Origin of the sequence: Phaeobacter sp. HF9A, from assembly GCF_011806385.1 — a bacterium.
Classification (GTDB): Bacteria; Pseudomonadota; Alphaproteobacteria; order Rhodobacterales; family Rhodobacteraceae; genus Epibacterium.
In genome coordinates this window covers 65,857-85,593 of record NZ_JAATOX010000004.1, presented here as the reverse complement: position 1 = coordinate 85,593, position 19,737 = coordinate 65,857, and the positions used below count along the sequence as shown (strand labels likewise).

The following is a 19,737-nucleotide window of genomic DNA, read 5'->3' as shown; positions in this document are numbered from 1 at the left end:
ATCAACCCCACAAACCCGATGATGCCTGAGAAGGCGACCATGACCCCGGTGATCAACGCGCCCACCACAAAGACCATCAACCGGAACCGCGCCACGGCAATACCAAGCGTCGCGGCGGTCTCGTCCCCCACCGTCATCGCGTTCAATTGCGGCGTCCGGCTCATCAGCCAGATGCCACAGGCCGACAAGACGGTCAGCGGATAGATGAGTTGGTCCCACTGTGCCAGCCCAAGCCCTCCCAGCATCCAGAACACCACCGTATGAGAGGCCTGCGGCTCGCCAAGGAAGATCAGCACATTGGCCCCGGCCATGATGATGAAGGAGACAGCAACCCCTGCCAGCACCAGCCTGTCTGCGCTTGTCGCATCGGCCAGACGAGAGACGCCAAGCACGATCAGGGTTGCCATCAGCGAGCCGCAGAACGCCAGGATCGGAACGGTCAGCAATCCCAGAAACAGCCCCGAATGGAGCAGCGCAAAGATCGCACCAAACGCCCCACCCGATGAGATGCCAAGCAGATGCGGATCGGCAAGCGGGTTGCGGGTCACCGCCTGAAGGGCTGCCCCCACCATGGCCAGCCCCGCCCCCACCAGAATGGCAAGAAGCGCCCGCGGAAAGCGGATATCCCAGACGATCGCCGCGCGCCCCTTGCTCCAGCTCTGTTCAACCAGCCCAGGCGACAGCTTGTCCGCCAGGACGCCCCAGACGGTGCTCGTCGGAATCGGAACCGCCCCCACCGAGATCGCAATGGACAAGGACAGGAGCAGCACCACCGCGCCGCAAAGAGCAAGGATCCTGTACGGCCCCAAACGGAACCGCCGCGTTTGCGGCAGGGTCGCGTCTACCATGGGTTATTCGCCCCGAAACGCTTCGGCCAGGGTCTGGATCGCCCGGATATTGCGCGGGCCGGGCGTGGCCTCGACATATTCCAGCGTGACAAAACGATCATTTTTCACCGCGTCGATATCGGCAAAGGCCGGATTGGACATCATGAACGCGCGTTTCTGCTCCGCCGTCACAGTACCGTAATTGACGATGATGATCACTTCCGGGTTTTGTTCGACAACATCTTCCCATGTCACGGTGCCCCAGCTTTTCTCGAACCCGTTCATCACATTGGTGCCGCCCGCCGCTTCGATCAACGCCGTTGGCATCGCATAAAGCCCGGCGGTGAAGGGCTTGTCTTCGCCGCTGTCATAGACGAAGACGCGCACAGGTTCAGCGGGTTCCACCCCCTCTTTCACCGCTGCCACGTCCGCCTTGTATCCCTCGATCAACGATGCGGCCTTCTCCTCGACGCCGAAGATTTTGCCCAGGTTCATCAGGTCCGTATACATGTCGTCAATGCTGGCCTTGCCCTTGTCCATGACGTGAGCGCAGCTTTCGGTCAATTCGTAGACCTGAATACCGAAGGGCTCCAGCGTCTCGGGGGTGACGTCGCCGCCAACCTTCATTCCATAATTCCAGCCCGCAAAGAAGAAATCCGCATCGGCGCCGACAAGGACCTCTTTGCTTGGGTATTTCGCGGACAGCTCGGGCAGTTCTTCAACACCCGCCCGCATCTCTTCGTCCAGCGTCTTCCAGCCACTTATGCCGGTGTAGCCCACCATACGATCCGCCAGACCCAGCACCAGCATCATCTCGGTCAGGTTGACATCGTTCGAGATCGCCCGCTGCGGCGGGGCGTCAAAGGTAACGGTGCGGTTGCAGCTTTGAACCGATGTATCCGCCACTGCGGCGCCGGCGGACAGGGCGATGGCGACAGAGGCCACGAAAGATTTTGTCATGGATGATATCCTGTGTTCTGAAGATGAAATGTAAGGTGGTCGGCCCGGCTTTGAGACAAATGCTCGCGGCGGGCGATGACCTGGAAAGCCTGGGACACGGCAGCCTCCGACAGCACCTGCGAGGGAGGACCAAAGCCCAATGTCTGCCCCGCTTGGATAAGCAGAACATCGTCGCAAACGCGCGCGGCGAGGTTCAGGTCGTGCAGGGATGTGACAATCGTCAGCGGCAGCGTTCGGATCAGCTCCAGCACCTCAAGTTGGTGACGAATGTCGAGGTGGTTTGTCGGCTCATCAAGGACCAGCAACCGGGGCTCTTGTGCCAGCGCGCGGGCGACCATCACCCTTTGGCGCTCGCCGCCGGACAATGTGCCCAGATGACGATGCGCAAGGCCATGCAGGTCGAGCCGGTTGAGCGCACGCTCGATGACCTCCCTGTCGTGAGATCCGGAACTGCCTGCGAAACCGCGCCGATGCGGCGTGCGGCCCAGAGCCACGATCTCGGCAACCGTCAAGGCAAAGTCGCTTGGTTGTTCCTGCAAAACGGCGGCCACCCGCTGCGCAACGTCGCGCGCCGGGAGGCTCCAGATATCGTCCCCGTCGATGCAAACAGAGCCTGTCGTCGGGCGGTGGAACCGATAGAGCAGGCGCAGCAGCGTCGTCTTGCCCGCTCCGTTCGGACCAACAATCCCAAGCACGCGCCCGGCCGCCAATTCAAAGCTGGTTCTGTGCAGCAGCGTGCCCGTCTCGCGCCCCGGCGACCACGAGAGATCCCGAACAGAGAGATCCGCACTCATGAGCTGTGGGCCTTTTCAGTTTCACTGTCCACGATCACGGCCGGAACCCGGGCCAGAGTTGATTTTCTCAACTTGCCTGGCCGATCCACGGAAGAGCACCAACCATCGTGCAGATAGGCATATTGTCTGGCAAAGGCCACGAGGTCGGCGATGTCGGTTTCCGGGTCGATATCGCCGAACAGATAGGTGGCCTTCTTCGGTCCATGAAAGGCAACCGTGCAGGGGCGATCACAGCCCGCCATGCAGGCGACCCCCGAAATTTCGAAGAGTTCCGGAATTCTATCCCCAGCCTCCGCAATGCCTTGCCGGAGCTTTTCAATAAGCCCATAGCCAAGGCGGCTTTTGGTGCCCTTATCCCTACAGGATGTACAAACTGTAATTCGATGGTCCATCGCGCCCGCTACCCATCCGGCGAGCGAAGGACGAACCATAGTGTTGGCGGCAAGACCGCTGTACCATCATATGCTCCTGACCAGGCGCCCCGCCTGCATCGAGTTGAAATGCCGGCACGTGAACACGTACCGATGATGGCAGGTCTCCTGACTCGCGGGTCGCAGCTTTCCCAAACCTTCCCGGACGATCTGTCCAGTGGCTTGTCTTGGGGTCACTCACCGCTCACAGTTGCGGGGGCAGTCACGGGTTTGGTGCCTGATGGCTACGCCTCACCGTGTTCCCTTTTCATCTCGCATGCCTTGGGCTGCCGAGAACCATCGGCGAGACAAAACAGCAAAAGCCGAATTTAGTCAACGACCGGCATAGCGGAGATTGCGGTTGTCCCGCTCGAGCTGGTCCCGCAGAAATCGTCGCGACGATCACGCGCCGAGGCTTTCGAGAATTGTCTGCGTTTCCGGCATCCGTTTCAACGCGTTACCGATATGCTCGCGCCAGCGCGGGCCAATCTCCAGGGCGGTGGCATAGGCCTCGGCCAGGTCATCGGGGCGGTCCTCGGCCATTGCCTCGATCAGGAAGGCCGCCTGCTCGCGGTCTTTCGCGGATTTGAGGCTCCCTGCCCCGTCCCGCCGCCGATCCGCGATGATCAGTTTATGGACTGCAAACCTCTCCGGGCGTGGCACCTGGACCAGAACGCCGGACCGATAGATCGCCGCGGCATGGATCGGCGCGGCAATCAGGAAGTTGAGATAGTTCAACCCTTGGGCGTTCACGCCCAAGGCTGGCAAATCACGGATGGTCTCATCTCCGAAGGCCGGTGTGAGAAACTCGACCAACTGGCCGCTGCCACCTTGGGCCCATCGCCAGGTCCGACCCTGATCCAGCGCCGGCAACGGATCGAATTTGAGCGCCGAGAACGTCTCGGCAAGCCCCGGATCAACCTGATCCTGCAAGGCAAGGCTGAGCTTTTCGAACTGCGCGATGTCGATGTCGCCGGTATTGGCCATCCCCCCCAAGGGAAGGCGAATGCCAAGCTCGCCCTCATAGAGCCGGAAGGCATTCGTGCCGACGATGGTGCCGCCCAGCCGGAAGGTCCCGACTGCGGCCATCGCCGACAGGATGGAACCGGTCGCCCGGTCGGTGGGCGTCATGCCTTCGGCGCGCAAAAGCCGAACGAGCCGCGACCGTTCCGCCTGACGCTCCTTGGCGGTTGCCCGCAGCTCTTCGATCCGGTCGATGCGGGCGCGCGTCTCGTCGCTGTCCTCGCCGATATAGATGAACCGCATCGCCGTTCCGACACGGCGCGCGGCGTACCAATAGGACTTGTCGCCGCGCTCTTTCAGCGTCGGTTTGCCCTCGACATCGGACAGCGCGTCGTCCTTCAGAAGACGCACCAGGTCGGTATAGGCGCTCATCGCGATACTGCTGAGTGGGGTCATGCCAATCATTTCCAAATTTTGCTTGGCATTTGTATACCTAGCAAAATAAAAAATTGCTAGGCAAAGTGATGTGACCCTCTGATCAAACGCGCGGGCTCATTTGCCTTTTCTGTTTTTCGGCTTTTGTCTAACGTGCCCCACATGAAGATCTTGCTTGCAGAAGACGACCCAAAATCCGCTGACTACATTTGCAAGGGTTTGAGGGAACAAGGGTTCGTCGTGGATTGGGTGGCCGATGGCCGCGAGGCCTTGACCTATTGTCTTTACAATGACGCTGACATGGCCATCGTTGATCGGATGATGCCGGGCATGGACGGGCTGTCGCTCGTCAAAGCGTTGCGCGCGGCCAAATCGGACCTGCCGGTGATCTTCCTGACCGCGCTTTCAGATGTCGATGACCGTGTGGATGGCCTGTTGGCGGGCGGCGATGACTATCTGGTCAAACCGTTTCACCTGTCGGAATTGCTGGCGCGGATAACGGTGCTGGGACGCAGGCCGAAACAATCGACCCAGGAGGCAACGGAACTGGTTGTGCACGACCTGAAGCTGGATCTGCTGACCCGCCAGGCGCACCGGCAAGGCAAGTGCATCGACCTGCTCGGAAAGGAGTTTTCGCTGTTGCAGCTGCTGATGGAGAACCCTGGCCGCATCTTCAGCCGGACCCTCATTCTGGAAAAAATCTGGGATTTCAACTTTGATCCCGGCACCACCGTGGTCGAAACACATATCAGCAAGCTGCGCCAGAAAGTTGACAAGCCTTTCGACGTCACATTGATCCATACGGTGCGCAACATGGGGTATACGATCCGTGCGCCTCACTAGCCTGACCTCTGGCCTCCCTTACAAGGCGGCCCTTTGGTCAAGCCTGGTTTTCCTGACGATCTGCGCCGTCGCGGGCTGTTTTCTGATCAGAGCCATCGATTCCGCCCTGGTGGCCGAACTGGCCGCGCAGGCCGAATCCGAGGCGGTGCTGTTGTCGGAAATCTATACCGAAACCGGAGAGGCCGGGCTGATCGAAACCCTGCGTGTAACCGGGCAGACCACAGAGAACTCCGACCGCTTTGCCAGCTTCCTCGGCACCGACGGATCCTCTTTGATCGGCCCGATTTCGATCCTGCCCGATTTTCTTGGCACGCGGCGGGTGACACTTGATCGCTTCACCGCGCATGCGTTGCCCGGCGGCTATGTCGTGCATGTGCGCCGGATCGACCAAAGGACATTGGTTGTGGGCCGCAATGATGCGCCGGTCAGGACGGCGCGCGCGCGTCTGATCGTCGGGCTGTCCGCTTTTGCCGCCGTGATCACCCTGACAATCCTGTGCCTCGGGCTTTGGGCCAGCCGGATGTCGCTGCACCGGCTGGAGCAGATGGGGGCGGCCTTGCACGACGTCGGCGAGGGCAACATGTCCGCCCGGCTGCCGGTTCTGAAACGCCATGACCAGTTCGATCAGGTGTCGATCCGGGTCAATCAGAACCTCGACCTGCTGGAGCGGGCGGTCGGCAGCATGAAGGCCACGGCCTCGGCCATTGCGCATGATCTCAAGACGCCATTGAGCCATGTGCAATACGCGCTCCATGCCGCCGCCGATGCCAGTGCGGCGGGGCAGGACCCCCTGGCCCATATCGAAACAGCCTTGCAGGAAACCGAAGAGCTGAATGGCATATTCGAGGCGGTGCTGCGGATTTCCCGCATTCGCGCCACCCGCGATCACTCCGGCTTCGAGATGGTCGATCTCGATGTGATCGCAGAAAAGACAATCGAGTTCATGACCCCGCTGGCAGAGCAGCACGACCAAAGCCTGACATTGGAAACCACACATCCCGCCGCCATCTTCGCCGACAAGGGGATGGTGCAGCAGGCGCTGGTCAACCTCGTCAAGAACGCCGTGACCTATGCAGGTGAGGCGGCGCAGATCACGATTGTGCTCTCGGATCGCAAGATCGCGGTGCAAGACAACGGCCCCGGGGTGCCGGATCAGGACCCAAAACAGCTTCTGGAGCCGTTTACCCGCGCAGATTCCGCGCGATCCACAGAAGGCTCGGGGCTTGGTCTGGCATTGGTCAACGCCGTGGCCGAACGGCACAATGCATTGGTTTCAATCAAAAACCTTGATCCCGGCTTCTCCGTCACCCTGATTTTCAACGACACCAAAGCCCCCTCCCCGCCCGTCTGAGCGCCTACTTCAAGAAAGTTTAAGAATAGCAGCAAGCCGAGTTGAAGCTGGCGGTCCATCTCTTCGTCATCAGAGCAATCCCTGCTCTCGCAAGGAGATTAAGATGAAAACAGCCAACACATTCGTCGCCACGGGCCTTGTCGCTATTCTGGGCTCCGCGGGGCTGGCCTCCGCCGCATCGGCCGAGGCTGCCGCAAACACCGCACCAACCACCGCACCAACCGTCAAGCAAGAGGTCATCACCGCAAGCGACATCGCTGTCTCGGGGACCGCGCGCAATGTCCTGACCGGTGTGCAATACGCAAGAGCCGCGATCGACCAGGGCCAGACCGATGTCGCCAAGAAAATCCTGGCGCAGGTCAATGGCCTCTTTGGCGATCAGGACGGCACCGTGATGATGAAAACCGATGACGGGTTCAGCCTGCCGGTGGACACGGGGCTGAGCGTGGCCGAAGGGTTCACCCCGACCAAGGATCACGAGGCCGCCTTTGCCACCGCCCAGACCCTGATGGCGAATGGCAATATCGACCAGGTGGTCACAACACTGACGGATGCCGGCGTGGATCTGGTCGCAGAGATCGCCCTGCTGCCCTACACGCCAACCGTGAACAGCCTGACACAGGCCGCCGCCGATCTGGATGCGGGGCAAGTGGATCAGGCAACGGCTTCGCTTGATGCCATCCTGGCCTCTGTCCATGTGGCGTCCTTTGCGACCGACGCATTGCCCGCGCAGGGCTACGCCATGAGCGAAATCCAGCAAGGCTAAGCGTCAGGGAAGGGCGCGGCCTGCGCTGCACATCAGCGCAGGCCGCCAGACCCCAGGAGATTTTCAGATGAACCAGATCACCCAATTGGAAACCACAGGCCAGAACGATCTGGTCTCTTACCTCAAGGCGCATATGAGCGCGCGTATCGTCGGGCAGGATCGTTTCGTGGACCGCCTGCTTCTGGCGCTCTTCGCCGACGGGCACGTGCTGCTGGAAGGGGCGCCGGGCCTGGCCAAGACCAAGGCCGTAAACGCGCTCGCCAGTACCATCGACTGCGACGCAAGGCGCATCCAGTTCACCCCGGACCTGTTGCCCAGCGATTTGACCGGCACCGACATCTACCGCCCCGAGGAGGGCAGCTTTACCTTTCAGAAGGGGCCGCTGTTTCACAACCTGATCCTCGCAGATGAGATCAACCGCGCCCCCGCCAAGGTGCAGTCTGCCCTGCTGGAGGCAATGGCGGAACGGCAGGTCACCGTGGGCGGGACGACCTATAGATTGCCCGATTTGTTCATGGTCATGGCGACCCAGAACCCGATCGAACAGGAAGGCACCTATCCCCTGCCCGAAGCGCAGCTTGACCGGTTTTTGTTGCATGTGACCATCGACTACCCCTCGCTGGATGCGGAACGCGAGATCCTGAAGATCGTGCGCGGCGAAGTCGCGGGCGAGGCCCCTGCCCCGCTTCGGATGATCTCGCCCGGCGATATTCTGGCCGCGCGCAAGGATGCAATGGCGGTCTATGCCTCGGAGGCGTTGACCGAATACATCCTTCAGATCATCCAGGCGACCCGCAATCCCAAAGCCTACGGCGAGGACCTGGCGGAGATGATCGCCTATGGCGCAAGCCCCCGGGCAACCATCGCCCTTGATCGCTGCGCCCGTGTGCATGCCTGGATGCGCGGCTCTGAATTTGTGACCCCGTCGGATGTTCAGGCCGTGCTGCACGACGTTCTGCGCCACCGCGTGATCCTCTCCTACGAGGCCGAAGCCGATGGCAAAACCCCCGATGCCTTCATCGACGCGCTGATCGAGCGAGTCCCTGTGGCCTGAGCCGGAAGGAGAAAATCATGTCTGGTGTTGTTGCAACCGTTCCCGAACTTCTGCGTGCCCGACCGCCGCGCCACCAAACCGGCTTTGCCCCCGGAGGCCGGGTCTCGACCCATGGCTGGGGCACCAATGCGTCGGTGTTTCGCGGGCGCGGGATGGAATTCGCCGAGGCCCGCGCCTATCAGCCCGGCGATGATGTCCGCGCCATCGACTGGCGCGTAACCGCCCGCACCGGCACCGCGCATACCAAGCTGTTTCAAGAAGAGCGCGAGCGCCCCGTCTACATCCTCGTGGACATGCGCGCGATGATGCAGTTCGGCACCCGCGTCCGGTTCAAATCCCACATGGCCGCCGAGGTGGCAGCGATGCTGGCCTGGGTCGGGCACGACGGCGGCGACCGGGTTGGCGGGCTCATCCTGTCGCGCGACGGGGTGATGGACTTTCGCGCCGGGCGCACCCGGAAATCGGTGCTCCGCTTTCTGGAAACCCTCAGCGAAGAAACCGAGCCAGAGCATGAGATCGGTCACGAGGTGATGCTGGCCGCGGGCCTGCGCCGTCTGCGCCGCGCCTGTCGGCCCGGCACATTGGTCTTTGTGATCAGTGACTTCAACGACTTTGACGATCTCACCGCGCAGGAGCTACGCCACCTCGGGCACAGCGCGCAGGTCACCGCGATCGAGATCACCGACCCGCTTGACGAAATGCTGCCCCCCGGTGGCGGCCGCATCAGCGACGGCACCGGGGGTCTGTCGCTGGCCGCGCTCGGGCGGCGCAAGATGCAGGACTACGCACAGGCCTTTGCCGCGCGTCACGCCCGGCTGGAGACCCTGTGCCGCAAGAACAGGATGGCCCTGCATCACCTGCATCCCGGCGATGACCCCAAGGCGATCCTCACCCCATCAAAACCCCGGCTGGTTTCAAAATAGGGAGCAGACGATGACCCCCGAGATAGAAGCCCAACTTGCGCAATTGCGCGATATTCGCCTGCCCGATCCGGTCGGCTGGTGGCCGCTGGCCTATGGCTGGTGGCTGGCCCTCGCGCTGGTTTGCGCCGCCCTCCTGGCCGGGCGCGTCTATGCGCGGTGGCGCAAACAGACCGCCCGCGCGCGGGCCCTGCGCGAACTGGCCGCGATCCCGGGAGACGATCCGCAGGGCTTTGCCACGGCTGTCTCGATCCTCCTGCGTCGGGTGGCCCGCCGCAAGGACGCGCTTGCCGCGCAATTGAGCGGCAAGCCCTGGGCGGACTACCTGGCCCAGAAAGGCCTGCGCGCCGATCTCGCCAGCTATCTGGCCGAAGCCACCTATGCCCCGGGCGGCGCCGATACACCGACAGATGACACCCTGCGCAACGCCGCAGCCCACTGGATTCGGAGGCAAACATGATCACCTTTCTATGGCCGCTGGCCTTTCTTCTGTTGCCCCTGCCCTATCTGGCGTGGCGCTTCATGAAACCGGTCGATCCCGGGCTGGCCGGCGCGCTGAAAGTGCCCTTCTTCAACGCTCTGCGCGCCCGCGCGGGGGCCGGACAAACCGGGGGCAAACCCAATCTTTTCAAGCTGGCCATGCTCACACTGGTCTGGGTTCTTCTTGTCGCGGCCCTTGCCCGCCCTGCCTTTGTCGGCCGCGAGGTTCCCCTGCCCGCAGAGGGGCGCGACATCATGATGGCGATCGATCTGTCCGGGTCGATGGAAGAGCGCGACTTTGCCGTGGGGGGCCGCCCCGCAACCCGGTTGACCATCGTCAAGGAAACGGCGGATGATTTCATCTCGCGCCGAGCAGGCGACCGGATGGGCCTCGTGCTGTTTTCAGACCGGGCCTATCTTCAGGCGCCGCTGACCTTTGACCGCGAGGCCGTGCGCAAGCTGCTGGATCAGGCGCAGGTGGGCCTGACGGGCCAGAAAACCGCCATCGGCGATGCAATCGCCGTCTCGGTCAAGCGGCTGATGGATCGCCCCAAAGACGGGCGCGTGCTTGTCCTGCTCACGGATGGCGCCAACAACAAAGGGGTGATGACCCCCCAGAAGGCCGCCGAGCTGGCCGCCGAGCTGGGCATTCGGATCTACACCATCGGCGTTGGCTCTGCCCGGTCGCGTGACCTTGACGAGCGCACGCTGCGCCAGATCGCCAAGACCACGGGCGGAGCCTATTTCCGCGCCACCGATGTGCAGGGTCTGGCCAAGATCTACCGGGCGATTGACCGGCTGGAACCCGTGGCCGGTGATCCGATCCACCTGCGCCCGGAAATCGACCTCTATTACTGGCCCGCCGGTGCCGCGCTGCTGCTCTGTGCGCTGCTCGCCCTCTTCTCCCTCATTCCGGCCCCTCTGCGCCGGATACGCCAAGGAGCCTGACCCATGTCCCTTGCTGATTTTCAATTCCTGCGGCCCGAATGGCTCTGGGCTTTTGTGCCCGCGATGCTCCTTGGCGTGATGTTGCTGCGCCGTCGCGGCATGGGCCAAGCCGGTGAGTGGAGCAAGCTGGTGGATGCGCATCTGCTCCGACATCTTGCCATCAGCGGGGCCTCGGCGAAACAATCGCGGCTTGTTCCGCTGGCCGCCTCCGCGATGATTGCCGCGACCATTCTCGGGCTCGCCGGCCCCACATGGCAAGACCGCGAAGTGCCCAGTTTCAAAGGCGGCACCCCCGTAGTCGCTGTCCTGAGCCTGGCCCAGAGCATGAACGCGGACGACCTCACACCCTCGCGCCTGACCCGGTCGGTGCACAAGCTGCGCGATATTCTGGACCGCACGCAGGGCGATGAACGGGGACTGGTGATCTATGCCGACGCGCCCTTTGTGGCCGCCCCGCTGACCAGCGATCCCAAGATCATCGAACAGATGCTGCCCGAGCTGTCCACCTCATTGATGCCGGTTCTTGGCAACAGGCTCGACCTGGCCATCAACGAGGCCCACGCGATGATGACACGCGCCGGTGCCCCGCGCGGCGACATCATCGTCATGGCAGACGACGCCGGCAACGATGTGAAAGCCAGCATCGCGGCGGCAAAATCCGCAGCGCGTGACGGCTTTACCGTCTCGGTTCTTGGCGCGGGCACCGAGGACGGCGCCGTGCTGCAAACCGCCGACGGTCGCGCCATTGCGGGCAAGGACGGACAGACCTTCATGACCGCGCTGGCCCGCAAGGATCTCCAGGCCGTGGCCAAGGCCGGCGGCGGCGCCTTTTCGATGATCACGGCGGGGGGCGCCGATCTGGACCATCTGCTGCCCGACAACGCGGTGACCGCGCCGGGCGATGCGCAGGATATATTCGCAGAGCGGCATGTGGACATGGGCTATCTGCTGCTCTTCGTGCCAGTGCTCTTGCTGCCTTTCGCCTTTCGGCGCGGGCTGGTGTTTTCACTGGCTCTGATCGGGGCGGGCCTTGCGATGCAGCCAAAACCCGCGCAGGCCAGCCCCTGGGATGATCTTTGGGCAACCCCGGATCAGCAAGGCCGGGCCGCGTTCCAGGCACAGAATTACAGCGCGGCTGCAGCCGACTTTGAAAACCCCGCCTGGAAGGGCGCGGCGGCCTATCGCGCGGGCGATTTCAAGACCGCTGCCGGTCTGATGGCATCCCCGTTCAACCGCGGCAATGCGCTTGCCAAGTCCGGCGAATTCGAACAGGCGCTGGCGGCCTATGACGAGGCCCTGACCCTAAATCCCGATGACGCCGACACGCAATTCAACCGCGATCTTGTGGCGAAGCTGTTGAAGCAGCAACAGCAACAGCAACAGCAACAGCAACAGCAACAGCAACAGCAACAGCAACAGCAACAGCAACAGCAACAGCAACAGAATAACCAGCAGCAATCCGGCACTGACAACAAGCAGGATCAAGCTCAGTCCGGCCAGGATCAGGCACAAAACCAAAGCCAGGGCGGCGGTCAGCAGGATCAACAGCAGCCCGGCGCGCAGGACACGCAATCCGGGGACCAACAGCAGACCGGAGGACAAGAACAGCAGCCAGGCGACCAGCAGCAGGTCGATGGACAAGAGCAACAGCCCGGCGACCAGCAGCAGCAATCTGGCGCGCAGGATCAGCACTCCGAGGGCCAACAGCAGGCCGAGGCGCAGACGCAAGCCGGGGCGCAAGAGAGCGCCGATGCCAACACCGGCCAAAGCCCCCTGCCCGAGGCCCGCCAGCAACAGGGCGCGCAGCACGCCGAAGACCCGCAACGGGCCTCCGACGATCAACAGACCACCGCCGACGCGCCCTCCGAAAACGGCCTGTCGCAGATAATGTCCGATCTGCTCGGCGATCCCGATCAGCCCCCACAGGAGAGGGTGGAGGGCGCCGCCCCCGGGGGCCATCCCGTCGATCAGGCGATCGAGCAGCAATTGCGCCGCGTGCCTGATGACCCATCCGGCCTGCTGCGGGCGCGCATCCGTCAACACTATGCCACTCTGCGGCGCGGGGGCTAAGATGCTGAACATAAAGGATAATAAAATGAAACTCTTGAAAACGACAGTTGCAGTGGCCGCCCTTTGCCTGAATGTCTCTGCCGCCTGGGCTGCGGGCCTGTCTGCGCAGGTCAACAGCACTCAGCTCGCGCAGGGCGACAGTTTTCAGCTGGTCCTGACAGCAAGACAGGCAACCTCTGCCCCGGACCTGACCCCGTTGGAGCAGGATTTCGATGTGCTTGGCACCTCGCAATCGTCGCAAACACAGATCATCAACGGGCAGCGGTCTCAATCCGTCAGCTGGATCATCACCCTTGCGCCGCACACCACGGGCGCGCTGACGATCCCGGTGCTGCATGCGGGCGCTTTGTCCAGCGATCCGCTGAAGGTTCAGGTGCTGGACGCCAGTCAATTGCCCAAATTACAGGGCACCACAGGCATCAGCCTGAGCACAAAGATTGACCCGGGCGACCACTACCAGTTTCAGGAAATCCCGCTGACCGTGCGGATCGAAACGGCCCAGCCGCTGCAATCGGCAGAGCTGATCGCCCCCACTGGTGATTTTGAACTGACCCGGACCGGGCCGGATCGCCAGAGCCAGATCACCCGCAACGGCCAGCCGATCACGGTGATCGAGCGCGACTACCTGCTGCGCCCCGACAGCACCGGGACGCTGACGGTTCCGGCCTTCACGTTGAAGGGCGCCGTGCCTGGCGGGACCGGGCGGCGTGGTGCCTTTTCCAGCCCCTTTGGCGGGGGGGATCCCTTTGCCATGATGGACCAGATGATGGCGCGCATGGGGCGCCCCGGCGGTATGGGCATGGGCAGCCCCTTTGCTGATATGTTCCAATCCGGCAAACCCTTCGTGGCCCGCTCCGACGCGCTGACCCTGACGGTGTTGGCCAATCCGCATGCCGGAACCTCCGACTGGTTCCTTCCCGCCAAGGCGGTGGAGCTGCGCGCGACCTGGCAGCCCGAGACCCCGAATTTTCGCGAAGGCGAGGCGGTAACGCGCAAGATCAGCCTCCTGGCGCTTGGGGCGCGTCCCGAGCAGCTGCCAAATCTGAGTTTCACCGATCCCGCCGGTGCGCGCCTCTATGTGGACAATGTTGACACCGATATGGTCGAGACCCCCGACGGCACCGCCGCACGCCGTGACTTCAGCCTGTCGATCGTGCCGACCCGCGGCGGGCAGGTGACCTTGCCCGAGATTTCCGTCGAATGGCTGGATACGGCCTCGGGCGAGACCAAGGTTGCAACGATTCCCGCCCAGACGATTTCGGTTGAAGGGACCCCCCCCGCCGCAGCGACGCAAAGCCTAGCACCGAGCGCCACCCCGGCGCCGGCGGCGCGCCCGAATACTGCGGTGGAACTCGGCCTGAGCGGCTTTGCGCTTCTGGCCGCTTTGGGCGCCGGGCTGGTCCTTTATCGGCGCGGGCGGCGCAGCTCCCCTCCTGCTAAGGCCAAGCCCTCTCGCAACAAGGCGCAGGTGCTGAAGACCCTGGCAAAAGCCGCAAGCGCAAGCGATCAGCGCGCCTTTTATCAGGGGCTCCTGGATCTCCGCGCGCTGACCGATCCGCAGGAGCGCGTGCAGATCGACACGGCGCTCGCACAGCTTGAACAGGCCGCCTATGCGCCGGCACAATCGCAAAAACCGACAGACCTGCGCAAAATGCTGAAGTCGCTGACACTGCGTCACCCCATCAAGGATCGCCTCGCCCGGCGGACGCGAACTGACACCCTGCCCGCCCTCTATCCGACCTAGCCCCCGCGCGGGCTCTGTCGCGAGGTTCGGCGTGATTTGCCGATCAGCTCGGGCGAATGCTGTCACTCAAACATGCGCAATGCCCGCAGGATGTTATCTTGCGAGCACTCTTCTTCTATGTCGCTGCGATCTGATCACGAAACTGGTGGCACGCAGATGAAAAGACGCGAATGAAGCCGCCCGGCAATATCGAAAACGAATGGTCGGCCCCGGATCACGCCAATTTTCTCAGCGTATCCAGATTGCACACGGTAGCATAGCCCATGGAGCGTTTGATGCCGGGCAAGAGTGCGGCGCCATTCAGCGCAAAACATATCTCGATCAAGCCCGCTTCGCCGTATGCGCTTATGATCTTTTCTCGCGCGTCCGCCGCATCAGTATGTGCTGCGGTTACGGCATCAGCGAGTTCAGCCACTGCCCTCAAGCTATCCGGCAAATCGCTATAGCTCGTTCCTAAGACGGCGTTGATAATCTCCCCCGAGACACCGGCAGCTTGTGCAAGGTTGATCTCAGCCTCGACACAAGTTCCACAGTCGGCACTGATTGCGCCACGGAGCCGAGCGGTATGATAAGCGTCAGGCGGCACATTCCTGTTGGGGGCAAGGAACGCAAAAATCTTGCCGTATCGCATGAACAGCCGGATGTCGGTTTGGGAAATTTTTCGAGCATAGTCCAGCTCAACGCCGATACGTTTCTCGGCTCTCCCAACAAGCTGAGCCGCAATCCATTTTAGCATACCACCACCACACTTTCTGCCTCTGCCAGAACTTCTTGCGGAGCTTAAACGCATCGCAGAAGTCCTGTAAATTGGGCTATCTCTTTGCCTATGCCGCCCGAAGGACGAACGGCCGCTATTCTTAACATCGCCTCACGAGCGTTCCACTCTGCCAAGGACGCATTGTCGAGAAGGGGGGTTGAGACATGATTTCTCACCCCGATTGCGCGATTTTGAATTCATCTTTTGATATTGTTATGTTTTATGGATTTTTAGGTAGATTTTCCCTGCTCCCATGGCGCGGATCACTCCGCGGCCATCATTGAGGCCCCATTGCGCGGCAAATCCAGTGTAGCGAAAGCCGACAGGTCGGGATCTTCGGCGTGCCTGGTGTCGAATACGCGCACATGCACCACCTGCCCTTCTCCATGTGATGGCGAGCAACGTGACCAGATCAACGCTCCGACCAGAAGTTGACAGCTGTCAACTTTTGCCGCCGTCAACGGGTTGGCCGGAGACACCGGGCTCGGCTTTTTGACCACATAGATCCAGGGCAATACGCTTGGAGCCGTCGCCGCTGGGATCATGCGGCGCGTTTGTTGCTGGTGTTGAGTAGCGCCATGACCATCGGCGTTGGCGAGAAGGTTCCGGCTGCGGCTTTGGTGGTCAGGCTGCGCAGATAGCCTCCCGGGTTTCGGATCTCTGAGAAACGTTGCAATATGCAGAGCAGTGTAATTGCAGCCGCTTCAGGCCCCATTTTGCGCTGTGCGTCTTCCCAAGCGTCTGGGCTGATGCCCAGCATCCCTCGGACAAAGGCGGCAGTTCCGATCAGCTCGTGCCAGCTTTGCGGTGGTCGCTCGCAATAGGGCAGAATATCGGGGCAAGCGGAGAGCACGACGGGCAGGGGGAGCGTTGTCGGAGCGGCTTTTGGCGTTTCTTCGCGCTGTTCAGATTCACAAGTATCTTTATCTGAATTCTGATAGTGCCGCTCATTTTGACTGTCACAGGCGCTCAGGGTTGTTGTTTCAGAGGCGGTTTCGGGCTGTACCTGGGCGCTGATCTCCGCAAGCATATCCACAAGCTGGGCCTCGATGGCCTGGAGGTCACCAAGCGCCAGTTTGCGGCGCAGGCGGGAATGCAAGAGGTGCAGCGCATCGCTGATGGCGTCCCAGTTTCCGGGCAGACCGCTGTCCTGCGCATAGGCGGCGAGCTTCAGCGCGTCGCGTTTCAGGAGGGTGATCCGTTCGCGTTGCAGGCGGAGCGCATCCTCGGCGGCGCGGGTGTCTTCGGCGGCGTCAAAGATCTCGGCGGCGCGAGAGAGCAGGGGGCTCAGGTCAAAGCCAAAAGCATGCGCAATCTCACCTCCCCGACGGCGGCGCACGTAGCGTTTGCCGTTGGGGCTGTCGTGGCGCGCAATCAGACCGCAGCTCACCAGCGCGGCGAGGTGGCGGCGCAGGGTGCTTTCGGCCATGCCATGGGTGCGCTCGCTGAGCGCGGCATTTGAGGGGAAGACGATAAGCTGGGCGTCAGGAGACAGGGACCGTTCCGGGTGAAAGCTCAGCAAGGCGTTCAGCACCAAAAGCGCGCGATCACTGAGGCTGAAGGTTTTCCGGGCGCAGGTGAGATCGCGAAAGAGGCTCCATTTGTCGGCAATCGGGTGCAAGGCTTGGACGCCGGGAACCGCAGCCTGTGTCAACAGGCCAGCCGTTACCGGTCGCCGCCCGAAGGGCGTCGTTGTCAGTTGTTCCATTATCTGTCACGAGACAAAACTTTTTTGACCACCGCAGGCGGGCGTTTGTTGACAGCTGTCAACTGTTCGACCTAGAGTGAAATTGCTACATAACCTTCAAGGCCTCTCGGGATTTTGTCCTGGGGGGTCTTTGTTTTTGGGTTCTGTCCTTGTCGTGCCTCCTGTCTTGTTATGCTCTGCTCAGATTTGACCGCGCGGGTGCGGTCAGCTTCCGCCGGTCTTGCGATCCTGCAAGTACCGGGCGTGAAGATCCTGGAAATTCTCGATCAGCCATTCGTCAAAACCGCTGGCCTTGCCGGTCTTGAGCGTCAGAACCGATTTGCCTTTGGTGCGCTTCACCTCGCCCAGGGGTTCGCCCGTCGCGCTCTTGAGCGTCGTCGTCGGGGCAGGGGTCTTGCGTGGGGAGAGCGCCTTGAACAGGGCTTCGAACCGCGCGTCGGAGGTGTCGCCATGGGCAAGAACCGGGGCCCATTCCACATGACCCCGTTCCAGCAGCTCGGCGAGTTTGCTCCAGCGATCCCGACCGATGCCAGGGGCGGCGCCGACGGCGTTGATGACCTCCTCCGGGATGCGATCCGCAATGGAAAGCATGCGTGAAATCAATGTCTTATCCACATTCAGCGCGTCACAGATGACCTTGCGTTCGTAATCCATATCGCGCATCTGACGGGCAAAATTCACCCGTTCGATAAAGCTGAGATCGCGGCGCGCGCTGTTTTCCTGACCCTGCGCGACGATCAGCGCGCGGTCATCCAGCACCCGGATCAGCGCCTTGACCGGCTGACCCAGCCGGCGCAGCGCGGCGACGCGGCGGCGGCCATAGACGATCTGGAAGCGGCCCTCCTGTTCGGGGTGGGGGCGCAAGAGCACCGGCACTTGCTGACCGTGCTCGGCGATAGACTCCGCGAGTTCGGCCAGCCCGTCATCGGCGTCCAGCCGGTCTTGCAACCCGCCGCTGTCGATCTGGTCGGTGGGAATGTCCTGAATGGCGCGGGATTTCAGATCCGAGATCGACTGGCTGACCGCGCCGATCGCCCCGGAGGTATAGCGCGGCTTGGCCACATCCACGCGGGTGTTGTCGGCGGTTGGGGCCGGGGCAGGGGAGGGGGCATCGGTCCGTGTCGCGGATGCGGCGGTGGCCTCCTCCATCAGCCCTTTCAGAAGGTTCTTACGCGCCATGACGGTTCCAGGCCTCCTGCACCAGATCTTCGATTTCGCCGTTCACGGCATTCAGGCTCTCCATCGCGCGCTCGTAGGTGGAGCGGGTGAATTGACCGCGATCCACCTCGTAGAGGGTTTGCTTGGTGATGCCGGCGTCCGAAATCGCGGTGGATTTCAGCACCGGATGATTGAGCACATGTTCCCCGAACATCGAGCGCATAAACGTCACCATCTGGTTCTGCGGCCCGTCGCCGGGCTCGTAACGGGTGACCACATAGCGCAGCCAGTCGTAATTCATGTTGCCGCCGGCCTCGGACACGACGCCAAGCAGGTTGGAGGTCATCAGCAGGAACTGGCACATCGACATCACGTCCAGCATCTGCGGATGCACGGTGACCAGCACCGCCGTCGCCGCCGAGAGGGCGGACATGGTGAGGAAGCCAAGCTGCGGCGGGCAATCGACAACAACAACATCATAGTTCTGTTCCACGGACTGAAGGGCATCGCCTATTCTAGTGAAGAACAGCTCACTATGTCCCTGCGACAGCGCACGGGGTGTTTCATGTTCGAATTCCATCAGGTCCAGATTGCCGGGAATCAGGTCGAGATTGGTGAAATATGTCTTTTGAATCACATCACTAAGCGGCACCGGGTCGTCGTAGCGAATGGCGTCATAGAGGGTGCCGCCGTCCAGCAGATCAAATTCCGGCTGGAACCCATGCAACGCCGACAGCGAGGCCTGCGGATCAAGGTCGATTGCCAGAACGCGATAGCCGTCCAGCGCCATTTTCTGCGCCAGATGCGCGGCGGTGGTGGTCTTGCCGGAGCCGCCCTTGAAGTTGATGACGGTGATGACCTGAAGATGATCGCCCTCGCGGCGGCCGGGCAGATAGGTGCCCTCGGCCTTGGCGCCGGCTTCAAGGAGGTCGCGCAGGGCCTGGATATCCTCGGGCGAGTAATAGCGGCGCCCGCCGGTGCGGATCTCTGGCGAGGGGCCGCGACCATCCAGGTGGAGCTTGCGCAGATAGGCGTCCTTGACCCCGAGCAGATCGGCGGCCTCGCCGGAGGTGAACTTGCGCAGGCTGCGCCGCGCATCCGGCGGGAACAGCTGCGCGCGATGCGCCTGCAAGCGTTCCGACAGTCGCCGGGCATGATCGCCGACAAGCTGGTCAATACGGGTCTGCGCGGAGGGGGCAGGCGAGGCCGCTGTGCCGTCTGCCTGATCTTGCGCGGGGGTGGAAATCTCGTCCATAATCGTCCCGGTCTGTCTGCTCTGGCCCTGTTCTCCGAGAGGCATCCCTTGAGCGGGACAGCGTTTGTTACGGACTTGGGCGTATTATTCACTCATTTCCGTAATTAATGGCGCATATACCGCGATTCTGGCAAGTCGTTTTTTCCACATGTTGTGGTCGAGAGCGGCGGTGTTGTGTATATCGGCAATTCTGCCGGGCCGTACCGGGGCGGCGCTGACCCATGAGCCGCCGTGTCGTGCGCCTTGCCCATCAAGGAGGCGCGCAAAGCCTATTCTGACCAGATGGAGCAGTTG

At 62.1% G+C, this 19,737-nt stretch carries 18 protein-coding genes and 1 riboswitch; of the genes, 9 read left to right on the top strand and 9 right to left on the bottom strand.

Features of this window, described 5'->3' with window-relative positions; translation table 11 throughout:
* The 5 genes from HCZ87_RS01385 to HCZ87_RS01365 all read right to left on the bottom strand — a co-directional run.
* Window positions 1–848: iron ABC transporter permease (locus HCZ87_RS01385; RefSeq protein ID WP_167641976.1), on the bottom strand; the 848-nt coding region annotated here is incomplete at its 3' end.
* A 3-nt stretch (window positions 849–851) separates the two neighbouring features.
* A complete protein-coding gene (locus HCZ87_RS01380; protein WP_167641975.1) occupies window positions 852–1,787 on the bottom strand; it encodes an ABC transporter substrate-binding protein in 936 nt (311 codons plus the stop codon).
* Window positions 1,784–2,581: an ABC transporter ATP-binding protein gene (locus HCZ87_RS01375; protein ID WP_167641974.1), complete on the bottom strand. Its 798-nt coding sequence runs from the start codon at window positions 2,579–2,581 to the stop codon at window positions 1,784–1,786. The genes HCZ87_RS01380 and HCZ87_RS01375 overlap by 4 nt, the downstream gene beginning before the upstream one ends.
* Window positions 2,578–2,973: a DUF1636 domain-containing protein gene (locus tag HCZ87_RS01370; RefSeq protein WP_167641973.1), complete on the bottom strand. Its 396-nt coding sequence runs from the start codon at window positions 2,971–2,973 to the stop codon at window positions 2,578–2,580. Before HCZ87_RS01370 ends, HCZ87_RS01375 begins: the two co-directional genes overlap by 4 nt.
* Window positions 2,974–3,092: 119 nt before the next feature.
* Window positions 3,093–3,308: riboswitch (cobalamin riboswitch) on the bottom strand.
* Window positions 3,309–3,393: 85 nt separating this feature from the next.
* Complete coding sequence (locus HCZ87_RS01365; protein WP_254868480.1) at window positions 3,394–4,410, bottom strand: GSU2403 family nucleotidyltransferase fold protein; 1,017 nt, start codon at window positions 4,408–4,410, stop codon at window positions 3,394–3,396.
* 141 nt (window positions 4,411–4,551) lie between these two features.
* Between HCZ87_RS01365 and HCZ87_RS01360 the strand changes: the two genes are divergently transcribed.
* The 9 genes from HCZ87_RS01360 (at window position 4,552) to HCZ87_RS01320 (ending at window position 14,565) form a co-directional block, all read left to right on the top strand.
* Complete coding sequence (locus HCZ87_RS01360) at window positions 4,552–5,232, top strand: response regulator transcription factor (RefSeq protein ID WP_167641971.1); 681 nt, start codon at window positions 4,552–4,554, stop codon at window positions 5,230–5,232.
* Complete coding sequence (locus tag HCZ87_RS21250; protein WP_167641970.1) at window positions 5,219–6,583, top strand: HAMP domain-containing sensor histidine kinase; 1,365 nt, start codon at window positions 5,219–5,221, stop codon at window positions 6,581–6,583. Before HCZ87_RS01360 ends, HCZ87_RS21250 begins: the two co-directional genes overlap by 14 nt.
* Window positions 6,584–6,686: 103 nt before the next feature.
* Complete coding sequence (locus HCZ87_RS01350) at window positions 6,687–7,349, top strand: YfdX family protein (RefSeq protein ID WP_167641969.1); 663 nt, start codon at window positions 6,687–6,689, stop codon at window positions 7,347–7,349.
* A 67-nt stretch (window positions 7,350–7,416) separates the two neighbouring features.
* Window positions 7,417–8,403 carry a MoxR family ATPase gene (locus HCZ87_RS01345; RefSeq protein WP_167641968.1) on the top strand — a complete coding sequence of 329 codons (987 nt, stop codon included), beginning with the start codon at window positions 7,417–7,419 and terminating at the stop codon, window positions 8,401–8,403.
* A 17-nt stretch (window positions 8,404–8,420) separates the two neighbouring features.
* A complete protein-coding gene (locus HCZ87_RS01340) occupies window positions 8,421–9,326 on the top strand; it encodes a DUF58 domain-containing protein (protein ID WP_167641967.1) in 906 nt (301 codons plus the stop codon).
* Window positions 9,327–9,336: 10 nt separating this feature from the next.
* Window positions 9,337–9,783, top strand: coding sequence for a DUF4381 domain-containing protein (locus HCZ87_RS01335; RefSeq protein WP_167641966.1), 447 nt, complete (start codon window positions 9,337–9,339; stop codon window positions 9,781–9,783).
* Window positions 9,780–10,751, top strand: a complete 972-nt coding sequence (locus HCZ87_RS01330) for a VWA domain-containing protein (RefSeq protein WP_167641965.1) — start codon at window positions 9,780–9,782, stop codon at window positions 10,749–10,751. The genes HCZ87_RS01335 and HCZ87_RS01330 overlap by 4 nt, the downstream gene beginning before the upstream one ends.
* Before the next feature lie 3 nt (window positions 10,752–10,754).
* Window positions 10,755–12,821 (top strand): tetratricopeptide repeat protein, encoded by a 2,067-nt coding sequence (locus HCZ87_RS01325; RefSeq protein WP_167641964.1) that lies wholly within the window; start codon window positions 10,755–10,757, stop codon window positions 12,819–12,821.
* A gap of 25 nt (window positions 12,822–12,846) precedes the next feature.
* Complete coding sequence (locus tag HCZ87_RS01320; protein ID WP_167641963.1) at window positions 12,847–14,565, top strand: BatD family protein; 1,719 nt, start codon at window positions 12,847–12,849, stop codon at window positions 14,563–14,565.
* Between the two features lie 214 nt (window positions 14,566–14,779).
* Here the strand turns inward: HCZ87_RS01320 and HCZ87_RS01315 are convergent, their stop codons facing one another.
* The 4 genes from HCZ87_RS01315 to repA all read right to left on the bottom strand — a co-directional run bounded on the left by HCZ87_RS01315 (window position 14,780) and on the right by repA (window position 19,443).
* Window positions 14,780–15,301: a hypothetical protein gene (locus HCZ87_RS01315; RefSeq protein ID WP_167641962.1), complete on the bottom strand. Its 522-nt coding sequence runs from the start codon at window positions 15,299–15,301 to the stop codon at window positions 14,780–14,782.
* Window positions 15,302–15,863: 562 nt separating this feature from the next.
* Entirely contained in the window at window positions 15,864–17,030 is a 1,167-nt protein-coding gene (gene repC / locus HCZ87_RS01310) for a plasmid replication protein RepC (RefSeq protein ID WP_167641961.1), read from the bottom strand.
* Window positions 17,031–17,234: 204 nt separating this feature from the next.
* Window positions 17,235–18,209 (bottom strand): plasmid partitioning protein RepB, encoded by a 975-nt coding sequence (gene repB, locus HCZ87_RS01305; protein WP_167641960.1) that lies wholly within the window; start codon window positions 18,207–18,209, stop codon window positions 17,235–17,237.
* Window positions 18,199–19,443: a plasmid partitioning protein RepA gene (gene repA, locus HCZ87_RS01300; protein ID WP_254868479.1), complete on the bottom strand. Its 1,245-nt coding sequence runs from the start codon at window positions 19,441–19,443 to the stop codon at window positions 18,199–18,201. The genes repB and repA overlap by 11 nt, the downstream gene beginning before the upstream one ends.
* Window positions 19,444–19,737: the final 294 nt, after the last annotated feature.

Coding starts and splice junctions, on each gene's coding strand:
- HCZ87_RS01380 (WP_167641975.1), bottom strand. CDS start 1,787: ATGACAAAATCTTTCGTGGCCTCTGTCGCCATCGCCCTGTCCGCCGGC.
- HCZ87_RS01375 (WP_167641974.1), bottom strand. CDS start 2,581: ATGAGTGCGGATCTCTCTGTTCGGGATCTCTCGTGGTCGCCGGGGCGC.
- HCZ87_RS01370 (WP_167641973.1), bottom strand. CDS start 2,973: ATGGACCATCGAATTACAGTTTGTACATCCTGTAGGGATAAGGGCACC.
- HCZ87_RS01365 (WP_254868480.1), bottom strand. CDS start 4,410: ATGACCCCACTCAGCAGTATCGCGATGAGCGCCTATACCGACCTGGTG.
- HCZ87_RS01360 (WP_167641971.1), top strand. CDS start 4,552: ATGAAGATCTTGCTTGCAGAAGACGACCCAAAATCCGCTGACTACATT.
- HCZ87_RS01350 (WP_167641969.1), top strand. CDS start 6,687: ATGAAAACAGCCAACACATTCGTCGCCACGGGCCTTGTCGCTATTCTG.
- HCZ87_RS01345 (WP_167641968.1), top strand. CDS start 7,417: ATGAACCAGATCACCCAATTGGAAACCACAGGCCAGAACGATCTGGTC.
- HCZ87_RS01340 (WP_167641967.1), top strand. CDS start 8,421: ATGTCTGGTGTTGTTGCAACCGTTCCCGAACTTCTGCGTGCCCGACCG.
- HCZ87_RS01335 (WP_167641966.1), top strand. CDS start 9,337: ATGACCCCCGAGATAGAAGCCCAACTTGCGCAATTGCGCGATATTCGC.
- HCZ87_RS01330 (WP_167641965.1), top strand. CDS start 9,780: ATGATCACCTTTCTATGGCCGCTGGCCTTTCTTCTGTTGCCCCTGCCC.
- HCZ87_RS01325 (WP_167641964.1), top strand. CDS start 10,755: ATGTCCCTTGCTGATTTTCAATTCCTGCGGCCCGAATGGCTCTGGGCT.
- HCZ87_RS01320 (WP_167641963.1), top strand. CDS start 12,847: ATGAAACTCTTGAAAACGACAGTTGCAGTGGCCGCCCTTTGCCTGAAT.
- HCZ87_RS01315 (WP_167641962.1), bottom strand. CDS start 15,301: ATGCTAAAATGGATTGCGGCTCAGCTTGTTGGGAGAGCCGAGAAACGT.
- repC (WP_167641961.1), bottom strand. CDS start 17,030: ATGGAACAACTGACAACGACGCCCTTCGGGCGGCGACCGGTAACGGCT.
- repB (WP_167641960.1), bottom strand. CDS start 18,209: ATGGCGCGTAAGAACCTTCTGAAAGGGCTGATGGAGGAGGCCACCGCC.
- repA (WP_254868479.1), bottom strand. CDS start 19,443: ATGGACGAGATTTCCACCCCCGCGCAAGATCAGGCAGACGGCACAGCG.